15 protein-coding genes are annotated in these 24,065 nt (G+C 34.4%); 8 read left to right on the top strand and 7 right to left on the bottom strand.

Going from position 1 to position 24,065, the window contains the following annotated elements:
- Window positions 1-35 precede the first annotated feature (35 nt).
- Window positions 36-857 (bottom strand): polysaccharide deacetylase family protein, encoded by an 822-nt coding sequence (locus ACEN2I_RS16495; RefSeq protein WP_441767206.1) that lies wholly within the window; start codon window positions 855-857, stop codon window positions 36-38.
- 120 nt (window positions 858-977) lie between these two features.
- Here ACEN2I_RS16495 and ACEN2I_RS16490 point away from each other — a divergent pair, with 120 nt between their 5' ends.
- Window positions 978-2,009, top strand: a complete 1,032-nt coding sequence (locus tag ACEN2I_RS16490) for a LacI family DNA-binding transcriptional regulator (protein WP_441767205.1) — start codon at window positions 978-980, stop codon at window positions 2,007-2,009.
- Window positions 2,010-2,033: 24 nt separating this feature from the next.
- On the top strand, window positions 2,034-2,936 hold the full coding sequence (locus tag ACEN2I_RS16485; RefSeq protein ID WP_441767204.1) for a hypothetical protein: 903 nt from the start codon (window positions 2,034-2,036) through the stop codon (window positions 2,934-2,936).
- A 58-nt stretch (window positions 2,937-2,994) separates the two neighbouring features.
- On the opposite strand, the gene ACEN2I_RS16480 is transcribed toward ACEN2I_RS16485, so the two are convergent.
- The 4 genes from ACEN2I_RS16480 to ACEN2I_RS16465 are packed head-to-tail and all read right to left on the bottom strand — an operon-like array spanning window position 2,995 to window position 8,252.
- Window positions 2,995-3,999, bottom strand: coding sequence for an FAD:protein FMN transferase (locus ACEN2I_RS16480; RefSeq protein WP_441767203.1), 1,005 nt, complete (start codon window positions 3,997-3,999; stop codon window positions 2,995-2,997).
- A gap of 12 nt (window positions 4,000-4,011) precedes the next feature.
- Window positions 4,012-6,195, bottom strand: a complete 2,184-nt coding sequence (locus ACEN2I_RS16475; RefSeq protein WP_441767202.1) for a PepSY domain-containing protein — start codon at window positions 6,193-6,195, stop codon at window positions 4,012-4,014.
- Window positions 6,196-6,222: 27 nt separating this feature from the next.
- Window positions 6,223-6,705, bottom strand: a complete 483-nt coding sequence (locus ACEN2I_RS16470) for a DUF2271 domain-containing protein (protein ID WP_441767201.1) — start codon at window positions 6,703-6,705, stop codon at window positions 6,223-6,225.
- 38 nt (window positions 6,706-6,743) lie between these two features.
- Complete coding sequence (locus ACEN2I_RS16465; RefSeq protein ID WP_441767200.1) at window positions 6,744-8,252, bottom strand: ankyrin repeat domain-containing protein; 1,509 nt, start codon at window positions 8,250-8,252, stop codon at window positions 6,744-6,746.
- A gap of 365 nt (window positions 8,253-8,617) precedes the next feature.
- On the opposite strand from ACEN2I_RS16465, the gene ACEN2I_RS16460 reads away from it, so the two are divergent.
- A complete protein-coding gene (locus ACEN2I_RS16460) occupies window positions 8,618-9,835 on the top strand; it encodes a PQQ-dependent sugar dehydrogenase (RefSeq protein WP_441767199.1) in 1,218 nt (405 codons plus the stop codon).
- Window positions 9,836-9,969: 134 nt separating this feature from the next.
- On the opposite strand, the gene ACEN2I_RS16455 is transcribed toward ACEN2I_RS16460, so the two are convergent.
- On the bottom strand, window positions 9,970-13,629 hold the full coding sequence (locus ACEN2I_RS16455; RefSeq protein ID WP_441767198.1) for a pectinesterase family protein: 3,660 nt from the start codon (window positions 13,627-13,629) through the stop codon (window positions 9,970-9,972).
- Between the two features lie 355 nt (window positions 13,630-13,984).
- Between ACEN2I_RS16455 and ACEN2I_RS16450 the strand changes: the two genes are divergently transcribed.
- The 4 genes from ACEN2I_RS16450 to ACEN2I_RS16435 all read left to right on the top strand — a co-directional run bounded on the left by ACEN2I_RS16450 (window position 13,985) and on the right by ACEN2I_RS16435 (window position 18,903).
- The gene (locus ACEN2I_RS16450) at window positions 13,985-14,389 is read left to right on the top strand and encodes a hypothetical protein (protein ID WP_441767197.1); all 405 of its coding nucleotides are present in this window, start codon (window positions 13,985-13,987) and stop codon (window positions 14,387-14,389) included.
- 98 nt (window positions 14,390-14,487) lie between these two features.
- The gene (locus ACEN2I_RS16445) at window positions 14,488-16,143 is read left to right on the top strand and encodes a peptidase domain-containing ABC transporter (RefSeq protein ID WP_441767196.1); all 1,656 of its coding nucleotides are present in this window, start codon (window positions 14,488-14,490) and stop codon (window positions 16,141-16,143) included.
- A 2-nt stretch (window positions 16,144-16,145) separates the two neighbouring features.
- Window positions 16,146-17,504 carry an HlyD family secretion protein gene (locus tag ACEN2I_RS16440; RefSeq protein ID WP_441767195.1) on the top strand — a complete coding sequence of 453 codons (1,359 nt, stop codon included), beginning with the start codon at window positions 16,146-16,148 and terminating at the stop codon, window positions 17,502-17,504.
- Window positions 17,485-18,903 (top strand): TolC family protein, encoded by a 1,419-nt coding sequence (locus ACEN2I_RS16435; RefSeq protein ID WP_441767194.1) that lies wholly within the window; start codon window positions 17,485-17,487, stop codon window positions 18,901-18,903. Before ACEN2I_RS16440 ends, ACEN2I_RS16435 begins: the two co-directional genes overlap by 20 nt.
- Window positions 18,904-18,976: 73 nt before the next feature.
- Here ACEN2I_RS16435 and ACEN2I_RS16430 read toward each other — a convergent pair whose 3' ends face one another.
- Window positions 18,977-19,336: a hypothetical protein gene (locus ACEN2I_RS16430; RefSeq protein ID WP_441767193.1), complete on the bottom strand. Its 360-nt coding sequence runs from the start codon at window positions 19,334-19,336 to the stop codon at window positions 18,977-18,979.
- A 259-nt stretch (window positions 19,337-19,595) separates the two neighbouring features.
- On the opposite strand from ACEN2I_RS16430, the gene ACEN2I_RS16425 reads away from it, so the two are divergent.
- Entirely contained in the window at window positions 19,596-23,636 is a 4,041-nt protein-coding gene (locus ACEN2I_RS16425; RefSeq protein WP_441767192.1) for a hybrid sensor histidine kinase/response regulator transcription factor, read from the top strand.
- Window positions 23,637-24,065: the final 429 nt, after the last annotated feature.

Here is a 24,065-nt window from a genome sequence, read left to right as displayed (position 1 = left end):
GTCGATCAATTAGATTAAAATTGATCGGCAGAAATTTAATTTCCTCTACTATATTTCGCCAAATCCACCATTGTTGTTACCCAAATATCTTTTTTTCTTTTCTTCAAATATTCGAGTAATTTTCTGTGTTCTTCCAAATCGATATTTAAGGAATGTTCACCGCCAACTCCGTGAAACAGAAAAACAATAAAAGAACCCTTTTTTTCCGCTTCTTCAACTTGGGCTATCATTTGTTCGGCTGTACTTCCGTTTTGGAAAAAGGAATTTATATTCGAAAAATCTACCTCTTTTCTTTTTAAATATCCTGATGACACTCCCCGGGCAGCCACAAAATCATTTTTTAGAAAATTATAATAAAGTGTATCCCTAATGGTTAAATCTCCACATGGATAAGCAAAAGTACGTTCGTCTTTACCATCAATAGCTTTTAGTAAAGTGTTCGTGATTTGGGTTTCCTTAACGGCTCTCGCAACAGTATATTTGGACAAATCAGTTTCCGGTTTTACAAATTCTCTTCCGGGTAAATTCCCGTTGCAGGGATGGTTTAAAGTATGATTTCCAAGTTCATGACCTTGTTTTGCAGCCATTCTCCATTCTTCGATTCTCTGAGAAACAACAAGGGAGGAACCTATCAGATAAAAAGTACCTTTCAGTTGATATGAATTCAGCATCGGAATCACCTTGTCCAAATGAATATTTAAGGCATCATCGTAAGTCAGTACCACAGCACATTTTTTACCGTTCCAATTCCTATTTTCTGTCTGTGCAAAAGCTGAAACAGAGAACACATAAGTAATTCCTGTAACAATTATTTTTTTAAGATTTTTGTTTGCTAATATAAAAAGGGAATTGGTCATGTTAATGCAGTTTTGATTTTTAAAATTACAAAATATATCCTTCTTAAATCAAGCAGACTTTTAGCAGATTATTTGTTGGGTAGAAAATAGTTATATTTACACCTATTTATTATTTATTTCATGGAAGAAAATAAGCATGTAACCATTTATGATATTGCTAAAAAGTTAAATTTAGCTACTTCAACAATTTCCAGAGCTTTACAAGACCATCACACCATTAGTGAAAAAACGATAAAGAAAGTAAAAAAAACTGCCGAAGAAATGGGTTTTGTGCCCAATACTTTAGCAGCAGGTTTACGTGGAAATAAAACCAAAACTATAGGTGTTTTGATTCCGACTGTTACGCAGCCTTTTTTATCTTCTTTGATTAGCGGTATCGAAATTACAGCTCAAAAATCCGGTTATACTGTCATTATTATGCAATCCCATGATTCTGCTGAAGAAGAGGCAAGCATGGCTAAGTCTTTATATAGCAATCGTGTAAGCGGTGTTATTTGTTCATTGGCTATGGAAACTAGGGATACATCGCATTTTCTTCAGTTTTCAAACAATAATATTCCGTTAGTTTTTGTCGACAGGGTTCCTAAGGATTTTAATACTTTCAGGGTCATCATCGACAATTATTCAGCAGGTTATAAAGCTACGAAACACTTAATTGATCAGGGCTGTACCCGAATAGCACATTTAACTGCGGGATCAGAATTTGGTAATTTATATAATGAAAGAAGAAGAGGTTATATCGAAGCCTTAAAAGATCATAATTTTCCTGTGGATGAAGAACTGATTGTGAATTTAAAATCAGTTACATATGAAGACGGAGTAAAGGCAAGCAATAAATTGTTTGATTTAAAGCCTATTCCGGATGGTATATTTGCAGCTGGAGACATTATTGCCGTAAGTGCTGTTCAGACCGCTAAAAAAAGAGGTATAAAAGTTCCGGATGATGTTGCGATTATAGGTTTTAATAATGACCCGATTTCCCAAATTATTGATCCAAATTTGTCCACAATTACACATCCTGCAGAAAAAATGGGTAAGGCTGCTGCCGAAATTATTATCAAAAACCTAAAATCTTCTAAAAGTGATGAAGTTAAAGAGATTACTTTTTTGAATACGGAGGTTTTGGCACGTGAGTCTTCGAATAGGAGATAGGTAGCAGAAACTAAAAAAAAAGAAATGGAGAAAATACCTGAAAATTACATTGACTTTTTGTATTGGGTCAAAGAACGAACTGAATCATTTTGGAGCAAAGATCCGGAAACGTCCCTGGAAGATTTTGTATGTGATGATTGGATGTATGGTGCAAAATGGATTGGATTAACTGATGAAGAAATTAGTAACATTGAACGTAAATATGTTATTGAATTTACTCCAGAACACAAAGATTTCTTAAGGATTCTACATACGATTGACCGGTATGAAAAAATTGAGTATACAGAAACATTTGATGAAAATGCTGAAATTTTGGTAGAGGAAATACCTTATTTTTATAATTGGCAAAAGGACGATAAAGAAATTACTGAAAGATTAATTTGGCCGTATAAAACAATTTTAGAGGATGTATTAGGCGTAAATCAGGTATGGCTGAAATCTTGGGGGGAAAAGCCAATTTCAGATATAGAAAAAGAAAAAATATTTTCAGATTGGTTTCAGAAAACTCCTAAATTAATACCTATTAAGTCCCATAGATTCATTATTAGTGATGAAAATTTAAAATTCCGCCCTGTTTTGTCAGTATATGGTTCAGACATAATAGTGTATGGATGGAATTTAAGAAGTTATATATTGAATGAACTTAAAGATGAATTAGGTTTAATAGAGCTGGTTTATGACGAAGAAGATAAGGAATGGTACCCTGAAACCAAAAAAGAATTAAGGGAAATTTTAGAAAAGGATTATAAATTTAATGAAGAAAAAGATATTCCATATTGGAAAGAGATGATTTTGATATGGAATTCAGGATGGTCAAGTTTTGGCTTAAAATGGCCAGGTGATGGAGATTCTTTTATTCAACCGATTGTAAAAACATTCGCTCCGGAAAATGAAGAAATAAAACAAAAAAGATTTAATGAGTACTAAAAAAAGTTATCAAAGGCCGTACACTAGATTTTGTTTTTTTAATCTTATTTGATATCACCTACAATTTAGCTTTAAATTTAGAAACCTTAAAATTTTTCGATTTAATCACTTTCCCATTATCAGTAATCATCACAGAACTGTAATATGGAAATTTTTGAAGTAAAAGCAAACCTTCATCTTTACCCAAAACCATAATAGAAGTACTTAAACCGTTTGCAGTTTCGGCATTGGGACCAAAAACAGTTACGCTGCATAAACCTGTAGCAGGATAACCTGTAGCAGGATTTATAATGTGAGAATATCGTTTACCATTAAAAACAACAAATTTTTCATAGTTGCCGGAAGTTGTTACCGCACCTTCATTCAACTGAACAACGGCCAGCAATTTTTCAGGCTTAAACGGATTCGTAATTCCTATTTTCCAGTCATCTCCGTTAGGCTGTTTTCCCCACGTGCTCATATCGCCCGATCCGTTTATGATTCCTGCTTTTATGCCTTTGGTGAGCATCATAGTTCTGCATCTGTCGGTTGCGTATCCTTCTCCCAAAGCGCCAAAACCAATTTTCATGCCTTTTAGTTTTAAGAAAATAGTCGATTGAATACTGTCTAAAATGATGTTTTTATAACCAACTTTTTCTACTGATTTTTTGATGGCTTCCGCCGAAGGCATCTCGGTCATAGAGCCGTCAAACTTCCAGATTCGGTCCATAGCGGCAAAACTGATATCAAAAGCACCATTGGTTAGTTGGGATAATTTTATTGCTCTCTGTGTTAATTCGAAAACTTCACGATCTACTTTTACGGGTTTAATTCCTGCATTTTGATTTACTTCAGAAACCTGCGAATCCGGTTTCCAGTCTGAAATCAGGTTTTCAATTCGGCTGATTTCTGCAATAACTTCGTTTATGTTTTGTTCAGCAGTTAAAGAATCTTTGGTGACAATGCTAATATCGAAACGTCCTCCCATTAGCAAGGTAGTTCTTTTGCGCAATATTTGTGAATGTCCGGAAAGACTTGAAATAAGTATAAAAAGAAACAATATTTTATAATAAAATGACCTCATGATATTAAAATATTAATAACAATCAGTTAGTAGCTGACCGTTTTTCTTATAATCATAGAGGTTTTTAATGTTGTTTGCCAGACATAATTCGTCTAGAATTGTTTCTACATCTTTCTGCATGACAAGCGAACCACAAATCATAATGACACCACCTTGCTGTAATAAATGGATAAAAAAGGCTGTATCTCGTTTGATCAAATCCATCACGTATATATGTTCCGCTTCACGCGAAAGAGCCAGATGAAAACTCGTAAGTTTTTGTTTCTGAATCATTTCATCTGAAAACTTTTTATAACCTGAAACGGTTTCGGTTTCCATTCTAAAGCCACAGTACAAATGAGTTTCTGTTTTTTTTCTGTTTTGCTCTATCATTCCAAGGAAAGGGGCAATTCCGGTTCCGTTTGAAATCAGAGCCACTTTTGGAGCTTTGACAGGAAAATGAAAAGCTTTGTTATTAATGATTCGGGCTTTAATGGTATTTCCTGCTTCCAGATTATTTAAAAATCCTGAACCTAATCCGTGTGGATGCAGTTTTACAACCAACTGAATATTTCCCGAATGATTTCCGATAGAGTAGAGGCGTTCACGGGAATCATTGGCCGGATAAACTGCCAGCAAATCGCCTGAAGCAAATTTAGTTCTAGCACTGGCACGAAGTGTTAGTATAAATGTGTGTTCCGTTTCAGAAATAGCCGTTTTGTTTAAAACCATCAGTTTCTGTAACCCTTTGGGAACATGATTGTATAAAGATGGAGTAGTGGCTAATGGAATTCCGGTTTTTTCGCTCCATAATTTTACCCAGTTTACAAATTCAACAGCCGATTTGTCGTTAACCGTCTGCAATTCCAGAAAGCGTTCTGTCCAGTTTTGAGTTTCTAAAAGCTGGTCGATTTCTATCGCAAATTTGCAAAAATCAGGATATGATTCTGACCCAAAACCCACTACAGAAAATGTAATGTTTTGCTGCTGCTGTTGCTTGTGTAAAAGCGATTTAAATTGAGTTCCGTTTGAAGGAGCATCTCCTAAACCGTGTGTTGAAGAAAAGACAATAATATGCTCTGCTTTGGGATAAACAGCAAAACGGTTTAATTCGGTTATAAAAGCTTTGTGTCCCTGATCTGTTAATTGTTTCAGGACCGCATTGGCAAACCTGAAAGAACTGCCATTTTCAGATCCTACTAAAAGAATTATATTGCTTTCATTGGCGCTGAATTTATTTTTTATACGGCTTGAACGTCGTTTTAACGTCATCGTAAATCCGGAATAAATAAAGAACAGTATATTGATACAGGCTAAAGCTAAAACCACAGCCCAGACTGCATGAATTCTTCCGGTATGAAGATCCAGGCTCAAGGCAGATAACTGAAGAGTCAGCGGAGAACGTTTTTCTGAAATAACAGTTCCTGTAACCTGATTTACTTCAATTTCACGGTCTTTTAATTCGATGATATAATATTCTTCCGGATCATCCGTAAAAGGGAATTCTATTTTTTTAACGTCTGATAACAGTGTATTTTTAAAAATGGAAGTTGTTTTTTCTTCCGCCGAAAGTTCTGTTTTTACAGACTTGGTTTTTTCCTTCCCCATGAAAAAATGGAATCTTTCCAGTGACAAATAAGTTCCTGTGATGGCGATAATCAAAATCGGGATTAATGCCAATCTTCCCAAAACAACATGGTAATACTGAGTAAAATATTCCCTGATTACTTTCGAAAAGAAGTTTCGGATTCCACGTTGTCTTTTTAAAACCAGAACGAAACCCGAAATGGATATTAATAATAAACAAAAAGAGATTACTCCAACAAAAAATCGTCCCGCTTCATGAAGAAACAAAGAACGATGAAAACCGGTAACCCATTGAATAAACTCACTCTTTTTGAGAGGAGTGCCCAATGTTTTACCGGTTTTTGGATCGATATAAGCGTTGATGTCATTTCCATCCTCTTCAATTGCCTGCAATGTTACAAATTGATTATAATCAATACTCAATTCTGTAATTTCCGGATACGTTTTTTTTAATATTGGCAGTGTTTCTCCCAAAGTTATTTTGTCAAAATTTACTACTTTGTAAGGCAATGTTTTTTCCTGAACCGCATCGATTGCCAGAATAATTCCGGTTACCGAAGCTAAAAGCAAAAATATCGAAGAAAATAAGGCCAAAGCCAAATGTGTGTAACGCCAGAAAGAAAGAGTCATTGAATATATGCTAGTAATGTAACCGTATTAAATTTTGTTTAGCCTTACGTATCTAATATATCCTTTTCCTTCCGTTTTTTGGGCAATTCCCTCAGTAGTAAGCGGAATTTCTAAATCATTGGTATAATATTTCTGATCTTCAACAGCCGATTCAAATCGCAATTTATATCCTTTGTTTATTTTAGAATCTTCAATTTCTATAGTTGTAATACTTCTATCGCCACCCGTAACAGAAGCTCCGGTTTTTGCGCTGATATCTGTAGGTTTTTGAGCATAAAATTTATGCCATTCTTTCAATGATTTGTACCATTTTTTATCATCACCCATTACATAAAGCGTTTTTTCATACTCACCTTTAGCGTTGATAAGAGATACTACAACGTAAGCTCCTTCGCCCATATAGTTTGACATTTGCAGCATACATTTATATTTACTGCTTTGTGCAGTAACCTGAAAAGATAAAAAACAGATTAGTAGTGTAGTCAGGCTTATTTTAAATATTGATTTCATGTGTAAATTCTTGTTTTGTAATATGTATTTGCTGATTGTTATTTTAAAAAATCTAATGATACGTTATTTTTAGTGAAAGTTTCGTTTTCTTTTGCCAAAGCATAAGCGCTTTCATCAAATTCGGTGGTAATGTCTTTTTTGGCACCAAGAGATAAAAGGTATTTCAGGATTGTATTATCTTTAGAAACCATTGCTGCTTTATGTAAAGCTGTTAATCCATCTTTGTTTTTTGCGTTGATGTCAATGTTTAGATCAGCTATTTTTTTTAATAAGGTTAAATCATTTTTAACTACGGCTAAATGGTATAATGTATTGCCATCCTTTTGAGGAGCTGCTAACTTTAAACCTTTATCTTGTAGTAATTTTGTTTTCGCAGCAAAAGGATCTTGTTTGGTGTTAGCTCCATCACCACCGCGTCCCATCATTTGAGGACGATATGATTGTATCAAATAAAAACCAAGATTGTTTCCGTCTTTGTCCATGACTTTTACATCTGCACCTTTGTTTAAAAGAATCTCAACAGCATTAGGAGTTCCTGATTTAACAGCGAATGTTAAGGCAGATTCGCCTTTTAAGTTTTGAGCATTACTATTTTTTGCATTTGGCAATAATTGTTCTAATGCATTTGTTTCTCTGGCAGAAGCTGCAACCATCAACGGTGTATTTCCTTCATTATCGGCTTTATTCACATTTACACCTTTGGCAATAAAATAATTTATAATTTCGGTTTGATTGGGTTTATTTGCCAGAAAGTGAAGTACATTTTGCCCATCCTTGTTAGTAGCAGTTGGTTTAATTTTTACTTCTTCAACCAAATATTTATAAGTTTCTATAGTGTTACTTTCTCTGCGACTTCCTTGCGCAGCAGTAAAAAGTGCATTATCATTTGGTTTAACTCCTTTTTTGAGAAGTTTTTTCAAAAGTAGAATATTTCCGGATCTTGCAGCATATGTAAAGGCAGTATTTCCATCATTATCAACATCTTTCAAAGACATTCCTTTTGTAGCAAAATAATCGGCAGCTTTTAATTCTTTGTCCGATGAAATAGCCAATAACAATAAGTTAGCACCGTTTTGGTATTTTTTATTCGGATCAATTCCGGCTTTAAAAAAAGCTTCATAAAGTTCCGTATTACTTTGACCACTGCTGGCTGCAGCTGTTATTGGAAACGAACCGTGGCTGTCTTCTAAATTAATATCAGAACCTTTTGCTATAAGGTATCTTACGATTTCAATATTTCCTTTTCCCGCAGCCCAGTGAAGGTAAATTCGGTTATCGTGAGTAGGTTTATTTACTTCATTACCCGGCTGTTCCAGTAAAAATTTAATAGTTTCTGTTGGAGCATCATTATTAATTGCTAAAACCACGACATCAAAGGCATTTGAAGTAGAGGCAGACGGGCTATTGCCCTTTGCTATTTCTGCTTTAACAGTATTTACATCTGGCGTAGTTTTCCAGAAGGATTGTTCTAATAATGTATTTTTTTGCTGAGCATTTAAGAATAATGATGCCGCTAAAGCAATAGAAACAAATAGATTGTTTTTCATAAATTTTATAGAAGTCTTTATTAATAGAAATATGAATTTATATTTGATTTATTAGGTTTAAAAAGCTGAATTTAAATAAGCCAACTCAAACTATTTAGAATAAATAAAAATAACGCAAATATAAAAATAAATAGTATATCACCAATGTTTATTTATTTTTTTACATGGTATTTAAGGTTTGTGATATAAAATTTAATATTCAATTTGCTAAAATGATTTGATATTCTTAGATTGATTTGAAATTATATAAATTATAAAATAAATTATATAATTTTTTCTAAGAATAATTTTGGATTTTTGATATGCTTAGCTAAAAAACATTTTGTTAGTTATTAAAGAATATTAAATTTTAAATCCCAAATACAATGAAAAATTCAAATTATATCTTAAGTTTTTCGACTGCTCTATTTCTGTTAATTAGCTGTTCGAATGATGATAATAAAAATAATGATCCGGGTACACCAACTAATCCGGTAGAAAACAATGCACCAAATACAACTTACATTCCTGCATTTGAAGGGCAAACACGAGTACAAGGTTTGCAGACTAATACGAGTTATGATGCAAAGATTATTACATCAACTCTGGAAAGTCCCTGGGGAGTAAAAGCACTTCCTGACGGCAGACTTTTAATAACAGAGAAAGCGGGAAATATGCGAATTGTCAAAATAACAGGAGAAGTAAGTGTTGCCATTACAGGGATTCCTAACGTCAATTCTGCAGGTCAGGGAGGTTTGCTGGGATTATGCCTTGATCCTGAATTTGCCTCTAACCGAATGATTTATTGGGTTTTTGCTGAAGCTGGAAATCGTACAGCAGTTGCCAAAGGAAAATTATCAAATGATGAGAAAACAATTGAAGGTGCAACAGTAATTTATCGCGCAAATCCTGCAAATGTAAGCACTCTTCATTACGGTGGGCGTATTCTTTTTGATAAAACAGGTAATTTGGTAGTAAGTACAGGAGAACGTTCTGTGCTTGAGACCAGACCATTGGCTCAATCCGTATCAGCAGCTCTTGGAAAAGTAATCCGAATTACAAAAGATGGACAGCCTGCGGCGGGTAATCCAACAATTAGTGGGACTGGAGCTTTACCCGAGTTATATACTTTGGGACATAGAAACCCACAGGGTCTGGCTCTTCATCCTGTTACTGGTGAAATTTGGCAGAGTGAACACGGACCACGTGGAGGTGATGAAATAAATCGATTAAAAGCCGGGGGTAACTATGGATGGCCAACCATTACCTATGGAATCGAATATAGCGGAGAAAAGATAGGTGCCGGAATTCAAAAACAGGAAGGTATGGAACAGCCTGTTTATTATTGGGATCCTGTTGTATCACCAAGCGGTATGACTTTTTATAGCGGTGATCGCGTTCCGGAATGGAAAAACAATCTTTTTATAGGATCATTAACAACTAAGCATATCATTAGACTTGCTATCGAAAACAACCGTGTTATTGGAGAAGAAAGACTTTTGACACAGGAAAATCAAAGATTCAGAGATGTAACTCAGGGAAATGATGGCGCTTTATATGCCGTTACAGATGAAGGCAGGCTCTATAGAATTGATAAGAAATAAAAATTAATAATGAAGTATAATGGTACAATATTACGCCATTATTTATTAAAAGACGTTACTATAAAATTAAAAAACCCTATCAGAAACTAAAAATTCTGATAGGGTTTTCTATAGAAAGAAACTTTGGATAAAATTTATTCTTTGATAATGGCTTTATTTATAACACCATTTTCAGTGATTATTTTAACTACATATATGCCTCCACTGCTATCAATACTCACCTTAACTGTTGGATCGGTAATTTCGTTTAGTGCGTAAATCTGTTGTCCAAGCATATTGAATACTAAAATCTGTTTCACTTTCACGATAGTACCAAGTTCCATGTAAAATTCATTTTTGAACGGTAAAGGATAGATTTTCACTTCAGTCTTAGCTTCAGGAACATCATTTATTGTATTATTAGAAAGCGCTGTTTTGGCTGTATTGCTACAACTAACTGCAACAGGATTAACTCCTTCAATCTCTATTTTATCGATATTAGCCAAGCCTGATGCTGTTGTTCCTTCTAATCTGATGACATGGTTACCTGCTGAAAGCGCTACTGTCACTAAAGCGCTTGAATTCTCAACCCATGTAGTCCAGTTCGTTGTAATGTTAAAGTCTGCTGTAGCCAATGTAACACCATCCACTATTACTTTAGCTGTTCTTGCAGTAGTGCCTCCATTAGAATATTTCCAACGAAGTATGTAATTTCCGGAAGAAGTATTCACAGACCATTCAATTCCTGACCCTATTGCATTATTTGCATTGGCAAAACCGGCACCCTGAAAACCGGCATTATTACTATCTATTGTACCTTCAACAAAACAGAAGCCTGTTTGATTTTCATCAATAGAAATCTCAGTAATAGTAGTATTGCCATTTACAATAATTCTGCCTGAAACTGATGCATTTGGTGCCCCTCCTGTAGTGGTTATTGTGAAATTGAATGTACCCGATTGTGTCGGAGTTCCGCTTATCGAAATAGTTTGTGCTGTAGCATTCACTGTTGCCGTAACACCGGAAGGTAATCCTGAAGCAGTGGCTGAGGCAGCATTTGTCCATGAATAATAAAAACCAACTATTGGTGTATGTACACTCACAGTTTGAGATGACGAACCTGCACCGTGTTTGACAAGAGCTGCAGCACTAGTAGGATCTGTATAGTTTGCAGTTCCGTTTAGATTTTGATTGGTGGTGATTGTTCCTACCAATCCATTAAGGTAAACCTCTAGATTAGTATATATTGAACTCAATGTATAGGTTGCTCCATCAGAAGCATTATTACTATTCAGACCATTAGCACTTTCCCAGCTATTAGGCATTCCGTCATTATCCGTATCTGTTGGCGCTGCAGTGGAATTGTAGGCTGGCCATCCTCCAACATCAGATTGTGTGTCTATTAAACCTTTAGTACTTCCGTTTGATCCCGTGTAAGTAAAAGTTCCATTAGTGGCTTCTGATACGATTCTGTTATCTACTGCATCACGCTTAAGACTAGCTCCAACATACGCTAATACCCTATTATAGGCATTTGCTGCAGAATGAGTAGTCATATCACCAAAATCATATTCAGTATTTACACGAAGTTCTGTTTTACTTTTCGAAGATGGATTAGGATCAACTCCATTCCAATTATTACCTGTAGTAGTAGAATTTGCTGTAGTATGATTTCCATTAACGTAAAAACTGCCCCAAACTCCAGCAGGCTGGTTGTTAGAACCATCATCCTGACCAGGGGATATGATTCTGTCGTTTACACCCGAACCTGTTGCCGGACCAGATTTGTAATAATTATTGGTAAGGTTGTAGGAGCCTCCTTCAGCAGCATAAGCACTGTTTCCGCCCCAGTTATAAATAACATTATTTCTAAAATCAACCTGCTCAAGATTCGGAATTCCCGAGTATCTGCTGCCACAAAAACGCGCATTTCGGCTATCATGATGCGCTAACATATTATGATGAAATGAGGCTTTTTTTCCTCCCCAAATTCCGCCATAACCATGGGTTCCTTTGCCATGAACAGATACACGCAGACTTTCAGACATCATACACCACTGCATAGTAAAGTTCTCATTGTCATAAAATGAAGCACATTCGTCTGTACTCCAGCTCATAGAGCAGTGATCAATGATAATATTCTTATGGTTTCGTCCGCCTATAGCATCGCCTTCATGCTGAGCCTGGTCACCCATACGGAAACGAAGATATCTAATGATAACATTATCAGCATCTACATTTACTGAATAATTTTTCAAACAGATTCCATCGCCCGGTGCAGTCTGGCCTGCTATGGTGATATTTCCATTGTTGATTCTCAAATCTGAATTAAGTGCAATGATCCCAGAAACTTTAAACATTACTGTTCGGGTTCCAGTTGCCGTAACAGCTGCCCTTAAACTTCCTGCACCTGAATCATTCAGATTGGTAACGTAGATTACCTGACCGCCACGACCACCACTCGTATATCGTCCAAAACCTTCGGCACCCGGAAATGCTGGAGAAGTAACCGCCAGAGCAGTTGCCGTTTTGTTTGTTAGAGAATTAGCTGGAGTTACTGTCAAAGTACCTGATTTTGTTGTGTTTGGCGAACCACCAATTGTGTTAATGGTATAGTTAAAAGTTCCACTTACAGTTGGGTTTCCTCCGAAAGTTATAGTTTTAGCTGAATTATTTATAGTACCAGTGATTCCTGACGGTAATCCTGAAACACTTACTGTAGTAGCATTTTCCCAAGAATAATAAAAGCCCGTAATCGCAGTATTTACAGGTAAGGTCTGGCTCGATCCTCCAGCTCCGTGCTTTGTCAATGTAGCTGCAAGTGAAACGGAATTAATGATAGTGTCCGGATTCCAGTTATCAGCAACCTGAGGGTTGGCATTATTCGCTTTTAAAACATTTAATTTAGAAAAAGAGTTAGCTTGAGTACTAGTCAAAATTTTAGCCCATGAAACCCTGGAAGATGGGTTATAACCAGATCCTGAGTTATTATATTCTGCAAAACGTACTGTAACCTGATTGGCAGCGTTACCCCAGTCGTTCCAGCCTGCTGCTTTAATAGCATTGGTCATACTGGTGTTCATAAAAGTAACAGATGCATATCCTCCCCAAGGACGACCTAGATCTGTAATATTACTTCCTGAACCTATAATCTGGCAGTTATTGAATACGTATCCATAAGCAAGATGAGATGGGGTATTGGCAGCAGTTAAAGAGCTTCCACCTTTCGTGTAAAGCTGGCAGTTTTGAAAATAGGCAATGGCTCCTCCAAAAATAAAGTCTGTAGTGCCTTCGAAATAGCAATTTTCATGATAAGATCTTCCACTGTGGGGATAATAAGTATCCTGATCTCCTAGAAAACGGCAGTTTTTAAAAACGGCTTTGTCTGCAGTAGAACGAACTGCTACGGCTTGTCCAACAGGTCCTGACGAATTAGCGAATGTAAGATTCAATGCATAAAATCCTGCACCATTGATAAAGGTACTGGCCGAATTAGAGGTTCCGTAGGCGGTTCCTGTAGCCGGATTAATTTTGGCAGCGTAATTATTATAGGTTAAAATTGTTCCAGTCGAACTTTGGCCTATGAATGTCAGATTGGTTTTATTTGAAGGAATCGTAATTACTTCATAATAAGTGCCATTTTTAATGTAAATTTTAGTTCTGGCCGAACTATTAGAAGGAGCTGCATTTACTGCAGCCTGTACCGTAGTATAATTACCACTGCCATCCTTGGCAACTACGATGTCGTAGGTTTGTGCTCTCATTTGCATTGAAAAGAAAGCTAAAAAAGTCCATAATAAAATTTTTTGGTTCATAATTTTTGGTTTGGTTGAGGTTAGTAATAATTTCAACAAGCAAACTACTTTTCTTGTTAAAGTAAAACTAAGAAAAGGAATATCTAATAAAGGAGACATATCGCTATTAAACAGGGGGGAAAATACATCTTGCTAATTATTTAAAAATCAATAAATTATAGTTTGGCTAAAAAATAAAAGCATTTTAAGAAAATAGCCGGATGACAGTAGTTATCATAATCTTTAGTTTTTCTTAAACTATTTTTTGAATTTTTCTTTTAAGAAAAAAATAACAAAAATGAACGCTATTCTAATGTTATTCTAATGTACCGCTTAAAATTTAGTTCTAAATTGCGCCCCTGAACAAATTTTCTAAATGCTGAATAAGATTAAAAATAGTTTTTTATGTAAATGCCTGCAGGCGTTACTAATTGGCTACTTTTTAATGAGCAGTATCAATCTGGCGGATAATTTTGACCGACTGGTAAGTTATAATGTTGCAACAGATTCTATAGAAGGAATGACTTGTAATTTTCTTAAAAAGATGTTCAAATGTGATGGAATCGCTGAAGAACAGGACGATTACGAAACAAAAGACTCTAAAACTGCTAAACTGGGAAAAAGCATTTTACTATTGGATTATTTAGTTCCTGTAAATACTTCATTAAACAATTTATTTTTCCCATCAGGATTTAAAATAAAAAGTTATATAGAAAATCCTGTTTTTTCTTTTGGTTTCCATATTAAAATCCACTTGCAGCCTCCTCAAATTATTGTATAAATACTTATTTTTGTGTGAATTAGAATATATTCTATCATCCTGAATATGGTTATTACCGTATATTAATAGTTATCTGTTAATCTTGTATTTATATAAACATGACACCTTTAAAACGTTTTTACAATTTACTTCAGCTTGATAAGCGTGATGTATATCAAATTATTTTTTATGCAGCCTTTGCAGGTTTGGTAAACCTTTCCCTGCCATTAGGAATTCAGGCGATTATTAATTTTATTCAGAGCGGACAACTTAGTGTTTCCTGGATTGTACTTGTTTTTTTAGTTACAATTGGAGTTGGTTTTGGAGGAGTACTGATCATATTACAGCTTCGGATAGTAGAAAATCTGCAACAGCGAATTTTTGTAAGATCTTCTTTTGAATTTGCTTACAGATTGCCTTTAATCAAATTTAAAGAAATGTATTCTGAATATGCTCCTGAAAAAGCAAATCGGTTTTTTGATACCCTCATGGTACAAAAAGGTACAGCAAAGCTTTTATTAGACTTCTGTACTGCTTTTCTGCAGGTAGGTCTCGGTATTATCTTATTGGTATTATACCATTCATTCTTTACTGTAATTGGTTTGTTATTTATCGTTATCCTATATATAATTTTTAAATTTTCATATAAAGATGGTTTAGAAACAAGCCTTTATGAATCAAAATTTAAATATAAAGTAGCAGCGTGGCTTCAGGAAATTGCCCGAAATCGTGAAAGCTTCCGAAGAAAAGGAGCTTTTGATTATGCATTGGAAAGAAACGACGGTTATGTAAGCCAATATATAAACAACCGTGAAAAGCATTTTCAGGTAATAAAAAAACAATATATTCAGCTCACTATTTTTAAAGTTATTGTTACGGCTGCCCTTTTATCCATTGGAGGTTTTCTGGTAATTCACCATCAAATGAATATTGGGCAGTTTGTGGCAGCTGAAATTGTGATTGTGCTGCTGATCAATTCTGTTGAGAAAATAATTTTCGGGCTCGAATCTTTTTATGATGTGCTGACGTCATTAGAAAAAATAGGACAGGTGACCGATATGGAAATTTCGTGTATTCCACAAACCTCGACTATTACCGAAACCGGAATTAATATTGAAACTGAAAGTCTTACTTACAATTATCCGGGACATACTAAAAAATCGCTTAAAAACATTAATCTCAAAATAAATCAGGGAGAAAAAATTATTTTGAGCGGAACAAACGGTGCCGGTAAAAGTACTTTATTACGTTTATTGTCCGGGTTACTGGAACCAGAAAGTGGTGCAATGTATGTGACTGATAATTATATGAACCGACTAAATGAAGATACTTACAGAGCTCAGGCCGGAACATTTTTGCAGGGAGATACACTTTTTGACGGAACCATAAGAGAAAATATACTTTTTGGAAATGAAACTATTAACAATGACGATTTAAAATGGGCTTTAGACAATGTTTGTCTGACACCTTATATCAAAACATTTGAGAACGGATTAGAAAATCAGATTCACCCCGGGGGACGCGAACTTTCTGCTTCGGATATTCAGAAAATACTTTTGGCGCGAAGTATTGTTCATAAACCTAACATTCTGTTTCTTGAAGATCCTGTTGACAAAATGGACGAACTGACTTCAGGTAAAATTGTTGACTTTTTACTTTCAAAAGAAAATGACTGGACGGTAATTGTGACTGCTAAAAGTGATTTTTGGAAGAACAAATGTGACCGTATGATAACGATCGATGACGGAAAAATTATTAACGACATAAAGCTTTAATCATGCTTAATATATCTAAAGATAATAATGTACTGATAACTCCGGGCAAATACAAATCTATTACCAGCGTTGCCCGCAGACCACATTATAAAATTTTAAACAGAGTTATAATTGGTTTCCTGATTTTTTGTGTAGCATGTCTTTTTCTGCCATGGACACAGAATATCTCTGGAAGTGGTTCAGTTACAACATTAAAACCAGATCAAAGACCACAAACAGTACATAACACCATTGCCGGAAGAATTGAAAAATGGTACGTACAGGAAGGTGATTATGTAAAGAAAGGGGATACAATCCTTTTTATTTCAGAAACAAAAGAAGACTATTTAGATCCTAATCTGGTTGGAAACACAAAACAGCAGGTTGATGCTAAAAAAATGGCTGTAGAATCATATGGAGACAAAGTAAATTCTCTTGATGTTCAGGCACAGTCGCTTAGTAGAGAAAGAGAATTAAAACTGCAACAAGCTCAAAATAAAATAAAACAAGCCCAGCTGAAAATAAAAAGCGACAGTATGGATCTCGAAGCAGTAAAAACACAGCTAAGAATCGCAAAAACCCAATTTGATCGTTCGACAGCATTGAACAAAGAAGGTTTAAAACCACTTACAGATGTGGAGCAGAAAAGATTGAAACTTCAGGAGTCTGAAGCTTATATAGTAACGCAGCAAAACAAGCTTTTGAGCAGTAAAAATGAACTAATAAATGCAAAAGTAGAGATTAACCGAATTACAGCTGAGTACACTGAGAAAATCTCAAAATCAAAAAGTGATAAATTCACGGCTTTAAGTACGCAATATGATACAGAAGCTCAGGTAAATAAACTGCAGAATCAATATGTCAATTACAGCCTTAGAAACGGTTTGTACTACATCACGGCACCGCAGAGCGGTTATGTAAACCGTGCCTTGCTGGCGGGTCTTGGAGAAACTATTAAAGAAGGAACTTCTATTGTCAGCATTATGCCGGCAAGTTATGATATTGCAGTCGAAACGTATGTAGACCCTATCGATCTTCCGTTGGTACATCGGGGGGCAAAAGTTCGGGTTTGGTTTGACGGCTGGCCGAGAATTGTATTTTCTGGCTGGCCGGGATTATCATACGGAACTTTTGGCGGTAAGGTAGTGGCAATTGAAAACTTTATCAGCACCAATGGAAAATACAGGATTCTGGTTTCTCCGGATGGTAATAAACATGAGAAATGGCCTAAAGAACTCAGTATTGGAGCTGGTGCACAAAGTATCGCTTTACTAGAAACGGTTTCTGTTGGTTATGAAATATGGCGTAACCTGAATGGTTTTCCTCCAAATTATTATAAGTCAGATGAAAAAGACACAAAGGATGGAAAGGACAAAAAATAAGTTTAGATATGTTGTATATGTATTTTCTTTTTTATTTTTATTCTGCTTTTCAACAGCATACAGTCAGGATTTTAATAAAGAAGAATTAAGTTACAGCGAGTTTTTAGGATATGTAAAAAAATACCATCCGCTGGTAAAACAGGCAAATTTGGAAATTTCAAATGCTCAGGCTGCACTTATGACGGCACGCGGCGGATTTGACCCTAAAATTGAAGTCGATTATAATAAAAAAGAGTTTAAGGGAACTGAATATTATTCGTTATTAAACAGCAGTTTTAAAATCCCAACCTGGTACGGAATCGAAATTAAAGCAGGTTTTGACCAGACAGACGGACTATATTATAATCCGCAGAATAAAACGCCTGAGGCAGGATTGACTTCCCTGGGAATTAATGTTGCCTTAGGTCAGGGAATGTTTATCAACCAGCGAATGGCTGATGTTCGGGAAGGAAAATTGCAGCTCCAACTAAGCGATGCGCAAAGAAAACTGAAAGCAATTGAGGTTTTGTACAAAGCCAGTGAAGCTTATTTTGAATGGAGAAAAAGTTATAACGAAGCAGAGTTGTATAAAAGATATTTAGGTTTTGCAGGCACACGTTTTGCCGGAGTGAAAAAACTCATCGAACTTGGAGACTCACCTGCAATTGATAGCGTTGAAGCCGGAATTACGGTCAGAAACAGAGAATTGAATGTAGAAAACGGAAATTTAAAACTGGCCAAAGCCAAATTATATCTTTCTAATTATTTATGGATTGAAAATGTTCCTGTTGAACTGGATGACACCGTAAAACCGGAAGAGAGCCTAATTCAGACACTTGAAGGCACTTTAAAAACAGATGCCATGATGGTGAATGTTGAAGTGTTGGATTCTCATCCAAAGATTCAGGCCTTAGAAACCAAAATGTCAATACTTGAGGTTGGAAGACAGCTTAAAGCAAATTCATTGCTGCCAAAGCTAAATGTAGGGTACAATTATATCTCTGAACCATCTTATTTTAATTCTTTAAATACTGATGATTATAAGTTTAATGTCGATTTCAGTATTCCAATTTTTTTGAGAAAAGAGCGTGGAAGCTTAAAACTGGCTAAGCTTAAAATTCAGGATTTAAAATTTGATATTGATCAGCAGCGACTGGAACTTAAAAATAAAATAAAAGCACAGCAGACTGAAATTGCATCTTTGAAAAGACAAAAAGGAATAATTGATAATCTGGTAAAAGACTATATGACAATGTTAAACTCAGAAGAAAAACTCTTTTCATTTGGAGAAAGCTCTATTTTCCTAATCAATTCAAGGGAAAATAATTTAGTAAGTGCAAAACTTTCTCAAATTAGTATAGAAAATCAGTTTTACATTTCAAATGCTGAATTGTATAAAATCCTGGCAAATCCTGATTGATATTTTTTTTAATAGCCACTTATTTATTCAGGTATAATAAGTGGTTTTCTTTTTGAATAATTAAACTGATGATTTAGTTTAATCGTTCTGTAGTTCCTATCCTGAGACAATGTTCTGTTCCTAAATACAGTGGGTTTCCATGTTTTTCGGACCAAAAACCTTCCAGTATATCTTTGGTTATGCATCGGTAAACCGCTACGCCTTTGTAGGTTTTATTGGTATCGCCTTTGTAGCTGAAATTAATTACCAAAATGTTGTCTTTAAAAAATCCGTGGCCTTTTTGTTCTTGTGAATTATTAATAACCCAATTTGCAATAATTCGGTTATTTTCATCAAGAATGAGCGTAAGAGTACCCTGATAGGTCATTTCATTTGTACTGTCCTGATTACTTCCTGAAACGGAATAATTACCAATTAAATCTTGTATTGTCATTTACCTTCTGCTGCAGTATGTTTTTTTAGAAAATTAGAAATCATAAATAACTCAAAAAACAATTATTCCGATATCTAAAACAAATGTATCAAAATAATTGTTTTGGGGTATCATTAATTTTTGAATTGGATTTAAATAGGTTTAGTTTTATTTGTTTTTAGACGTTTTTATTGTGTATTTTTTAATTATTGATAATTTTATTGCGTAATTGTACTTTATTAGACAAATTAAAAGTGATATTATTTAAAATAATCAAACCTTGAAGAAATTCTTTATAAATCTGACAGTATTAATGGGATTTTACGCACTCGTTTGTGCGCAGGAAAATCCGGTTAAGTTTCTTGATATATCTGATGGATTATCTAATAATTCAGTTACTGCAATATTTCAGGACAGTGATGGTTATATGTGGTTTGGAACTTATGATGGACTGAATCGATATGATGGCTATAATTTTAAAGTTTTTCGCAACAGAATAAACGATAAAAAATCATTGTTGTTTAATACAATTTATGATATTGAAGGGGATTCGAAGAAAAATATATGGATAGGAGGCTCAAACGGGATTTGTATTTATAACAAAACCACTGCAGCATTTCATTCGGTCAGGTATACTTTCTCTAATAAAAAATCTGCAGTTTTAAAAGATATTATTCATCAGACTGAGACTGTTTCTGAAAATATGGTATTGGTTGCTTCTCAGAATTTAGGTTTGATTGCTTTTGTAAATGGTTCATTTATTGGCAAACACATTCCGCTTACAACAGAAAATAGAAAAAGTATTAACAATTATGATGCAATAGCTATTCAAAGCGATAAAAGAAATAAAAATTGCTGGGTTTATGTGCGAAATGTTGGGATTTGCAATTATTATGATACTTCTAAAAGTTTAAAAGTTATTTTTCCGCTTTCGCTTGAAGTAAAAACAATGAAACTGGCTTCTGATGGAAATCTATGGTTAGGGACAGATGAAGGACTTTTTCTGTTCAACTCAAAATCAGGTAATATTTCTAAGAATTATTTATCAAACAGATGCAGTGTTACCGATATTTTTATTGATAAGAAAAAAGAAATGTGGGTTACAACTGATGGCTGTGGACTTTATAAAGTCATTGGTACAAATAAAAAAGCAACTCCATACAACTCCTCAGAAGAAAATAAGCCGGTAAAAAGTAATTCGATTTGGAGTTTTTACGAAGATAAGGCAGGCAATAAATGGATTGGTACTTTACGTGGAGGAATCAGTATGTTAAGCAACACCGCCCAATATTTTAAAAGCATCAGATATAATGCCAATGATCCTGCCGAAAACTTTATTTTGTCATTTTGTGAAGACGAAAAAAATAATTTATGGGTAGGGACTGATGGTGCCGGCCTGAAATATTGGGATCGTAAAAATAATAAATATATTAACTGCGGTCATAAGCTTTCGAGTAAGTTTATTACACGTATTATACGTGATAACAATAATGAAATATGGCTCTCTACCTGGGCTGGCGGTGTCAATAAAATTAATCCGAAAAATAATTCGGTTACCCAATTTTCATGTTTTAATCCTTTTACTAAACAAATAGAAAAAAACATATGGTTTGTTTATAAAGATTCAAAAGCAAATATCTGGGCGAGTGCCACCAATGAAGGTTCATTATATCTTTTTGACCGTGCTAAAAATAGTTTTACCCTTTTTGATAAATCGATTACTAATTTGCAATGTATTACTGAAACTTCTGACGGGAAACTCTGGGGAGGAAATTATACAGCATTGTTTTCTATTGAAGCAGGAACCCGAAAAATAAACAAAATCACAATCGGAAATCCTATTCGCTGTATTCATGAGGACAAAGACAAAAACCTTTGGCTGGGCACACAGGAAGGGGGATTGTTGTTGTTCGACCGAAAAACAAATAAATTTAAGAGACTTACTACAGACGATGGTCTTCCTTCAAATACCGTTTTAAGATTGCTCGAAGACAAAGAAGGAAACCTTTGGATGAGTACTTATAACGGAATTTGCAGATTTGATAAAAAGAGAAAAACGTTTAGAAACTTCTCTGTAAATGATGGACTTCAGAGCAACCAGTTTAGTTTTAATGCCGGAGTTAAATTAGCAACTGGAGAGTTTTTATTTGGAGGAATAAATGGCTTTAATATTTTTTTTCCGGAAAGAATTAAGAGTTTTAATCAGGAAAATAATTTACTGCTAACAGATTTTTATGTAAACAATCAGCCAATTCAGGAAAGTAAGGCCGAATTGATTTCATACGAAAATAAGAGTAAAGTAAAAGAAGTTAGTTTAGCGTATGATCAAACTACTTTGTCTCTCGAATTTGTCGCTTTGGATTATAACAATGCCGATAAAATGAATTATGCTTATTTGTTAGATGGATGGGATGATCAATGGAATTATGTAGGGCAGTCTCGAAAAGCAAATTATGCAAGACTAACAGAAGGGAAATATACCTTTAAAGTAAAAACAACCAATTTTAAAGGCGGCTGGAACAAAGAAGCCAGTTTGGTAATCATTGAAATTTTACCGCCATGGTACAGAACCTGGTGGGCCTATTTATTGTATTTATCTATTCTTGCCGGAATTCTTTTTGTTTATCTGGATTATCAAAAAAACAAAGAAAAACTAAAATATAAAGTCAAAATTGCCGAATTAGAAAGCAAGAAAGAAAAGGAAATTGCCGAAAAACAGTCGTCTATGTTTACTTATATATCACATGAGTTTAGAACACCGCTTTCGCTGATTATCAATCCGTTAAAAAAAGCAGTACAGAAGGAAAATGTTCAAAATGGTTCTTCGGGTAGTGATTTGGCAATTGCGCATCGTAATGCAAGAAGGCTTTTAAGCCTTGTAGATCAGTTATTACTTTTTCGTAAAGCTGAAAACGATGCCGACTCTCTCAGATTATCGACTATAACGGTTAATAATTTGTGTAATGAGGTGTATCAGTGTTTTGTGAATCAGGCAAAAGAAAAAAACATTCAATACAATTTTAATATTCCGGATCATGACATTATTATTATTGGAGATTACGAGAAAATTGAAATTTCATTGTTTAACCTGATGTCAAATGCATTTAAATATACGCATGTTGGCGGTGAAATTAATCTTACTCTAACTGAAAATAATACTGAAGTACTGCTAGAAATTTCGGATAATGGTGTTGGAATTGAAAAAAAAGACATTGAAGTGATTTTCGAAAAATTCAGACAAATCAATTCGAAAGTTTCGGTTGGAACCGGTTTCGGAATTGGGCTTTATATTGTGAAATATTTTACCGATAAGCATAAAGGAACGGTAAGCTGTACTAGTGAACCCGGAATAGGAAGTGTTTTTAAATTAACTTTTCTAAAAGGAAATGACCATTTTGAGGATGTTGAAATCACAAATGATATTCCGCAAAGAAGCCAGTTATTTGATGAATTGATAGTTGATGACCTTGAAGAAAGTAAGGTAGTTTCGACTATTTCTAAAAATGATTTCCAGAACAATATGCTTACTGAGAAACGTACTGTTTTAATAATTGATGATAATGTAGAAATCAGAGGCTATCTCATTAAATTGTTTTCAAAAAATTATATTGTCTACAATGCAAAAAATGGTGAAGAAGGTTTGAAACTGACAAAAAAATACATGCCGGATCTGGTAATCAGCGATATTACGATGGAAGAAATGGATGGTCTTGAGTTATGCCGCAAAATTAAAGAAAGCAACGATTTATCTCATATTCCGGTAATCTTATTGACAGCATCAAAAAATCCTGAAACGCATTTGCAGGGAATTAATGATGGAGCAGATGATTATATAACAAAGCCATTTGATGACGATATACTTGTGGCACGTGTAGAATCTTTATTAAAAAACCGAAGCAATCTGCGAACCTATTTTTTAGACAGTATAACGCTAAAAGAGAATTCACAAAAGGTACCAACAGAGTATCAGGATATATTGAAAAAGTGTATTGATATTGTAGAAGCCAATATTCACAAAAGAGATTTTACGATCAAAAATTTTGCGCTCGAAATGGGAATGAGTCATAGAACGCTTTATACAAAAATCAAAATTATTTCAGGACAGACTTTGAATGCTTTTATTCGATCAGTCCGGATTCGAAGAGCAGCTATGTTAATGCTGACTGAAGAAATGAATATTGCGCAGGCAAGTGCTGAAGTTGGTTTTGAAGACCCAAAATATTTTAGACAGCAGTTTGTGAAATTATTTGGGATGACACCTTCAGAATACATTAAAAAGTATAAAAGTTCTTTTAATGCCGATTTGAATATTATTAAATAGTTTTCTGTTATTACGTATTATAAAAGCAACATTTTTCTATCTTAACTCTTTCCTTATTCAAAAAGATGTTATTATTAAATAATTATTTATTTGTACTTGTAATTATGCTTTGTATAAAAAAAAGCTATTATTTTTTGTTACTTTTTATTTTTTACACTAAAATATCTTTTGATTACCAATTTGACCTCCTTTTTTTTCCAATTTGACCCTCATCAAAATTTTAAACTAGGCATTACTTTGCAGGTATCATAGTAATATAATAAGGTATGTATCTGTGTATGTTATAAGTGTTATTTACAATAATTTTTTTATTTATTTAAAGAATTGAGCCTTCTTTAAATAAGACAGTAAGATTTGGTTTTACCAATTACTTATCTAACCCCGTACTTTAAAATTGCGGGGTTTAATAAAATTTAAATTCAGAATGAA

It is taken from the genome of Flavobacterium sp. W22_SRS_FK3, assembly GCF_052113665.1.
Classification (GTDB): Bacteria; Bacteroidota; Bacteroidia; order Flavobacteriales; family Flavobacteriaceae; genus Flavobacterium.
This window is presented reverse-complemented; position numbering and strand designations above follow the sequence as displayed.

Bases quoted from the DNA above. Each gene is read 5' to 3' on its own strand.
- ACEN2I_RS16495 (WP_441767206.1), bottom strand. From the start codon at position 857: ATGACCAATTCCCTTTTTATATTAGCAAACAAAAATCTTAAAAAAATA.
- ACEN2I_RS16490 (WP_441767205.1), top strand. From the start codon at position 978: ATGGAAGAAAATAAGCATGTAACCATTTATGATATTGCTAAAAAGTTA.
- ACEN2I_RS16485 (WP_441767204.1), top strand. From the start codon at position 2,034: ATGGAGAAAATACCTGAAAATTACATTGACTTTTTGTATTGGGTCAAA.
- ACEN2I_RS16480 (WP_441767203.1), bottom strand. From the start codon at position 3,999: ATGAGGTCATTTTATTATAAAATATTGTTTCTTTTTATACTTATTTCA.
- ACEN2I_RS16475 (WP_441767202.1), bottom strand. From the start codon at position 6,195: ATGACTCTTTCTTTCTGGCGTTACACACATTTGGCTTTGGCCTTATTT.
- ACEN2I_RS16470 (WP_441767201.1), bottom strand. From the start codon at position 6,705: ATGAAATCAATATTTAAAATAAGCCTGACTACACTACTAATCTGTTTT.
- ACEN2I_RS16465 (WP_441767200.1), bottom strand. From the start codon at position 8,252: ATGAAAAACAATCTATTTGTTTCTATTGCTTTAGCGGCATCATTATTC.
- ACEN2I_RS16460 (WP_441767199.1), top strand. From the start codon at position 8,618: ATGAAAAATTCAAATTATATCTTAAGTTTTTCGACTGCTCTATTTCTG.
- ACEN2I_RS16455 (WP_441767198.1), bottom strand. From the start codon at position 13,629: ATGAACCAAAAAATTTTATTATGGACTTTTTTAGCTTTCTTTTCAATG.
- ACEN2I_RS16450 (WP_441767197.1), top strand. From the start codon at position 13,985: ATGCTGAATAAGATTAAAAATAGTTTTTTATGTAAATGCCTGCAGGCG.
- ACEN2I_RS16445 (WP_441767196.1), top strand. From the start codon at position 14,488: ATGACACCTTTAAAACGTTTTTACAATTTACTTCAGCTTGATAAGCGT.
- ACEN2I_RS16440 (WP_441767195.1), top strand. From the start codon at position 16,146: ATGCTTAATATATCTAAAGATAATAATGTACTGATAACTCCGGGCAAA.
- ACEN2I_RS16435 (WP_441767194.1), top strand. From the start codon at position 17,485: ATGGAAAGGACAAAAAATAAGTTTAGATATGTTGTATATGTATTTTCT.
- ACEN2I_RS16430 (WP_441767193.1), bottom strand. From the start codon at position 19,336: ATGACAATACAAGATTTAATTGGTAATTATTCCGTTTCAGGAAGTAAT.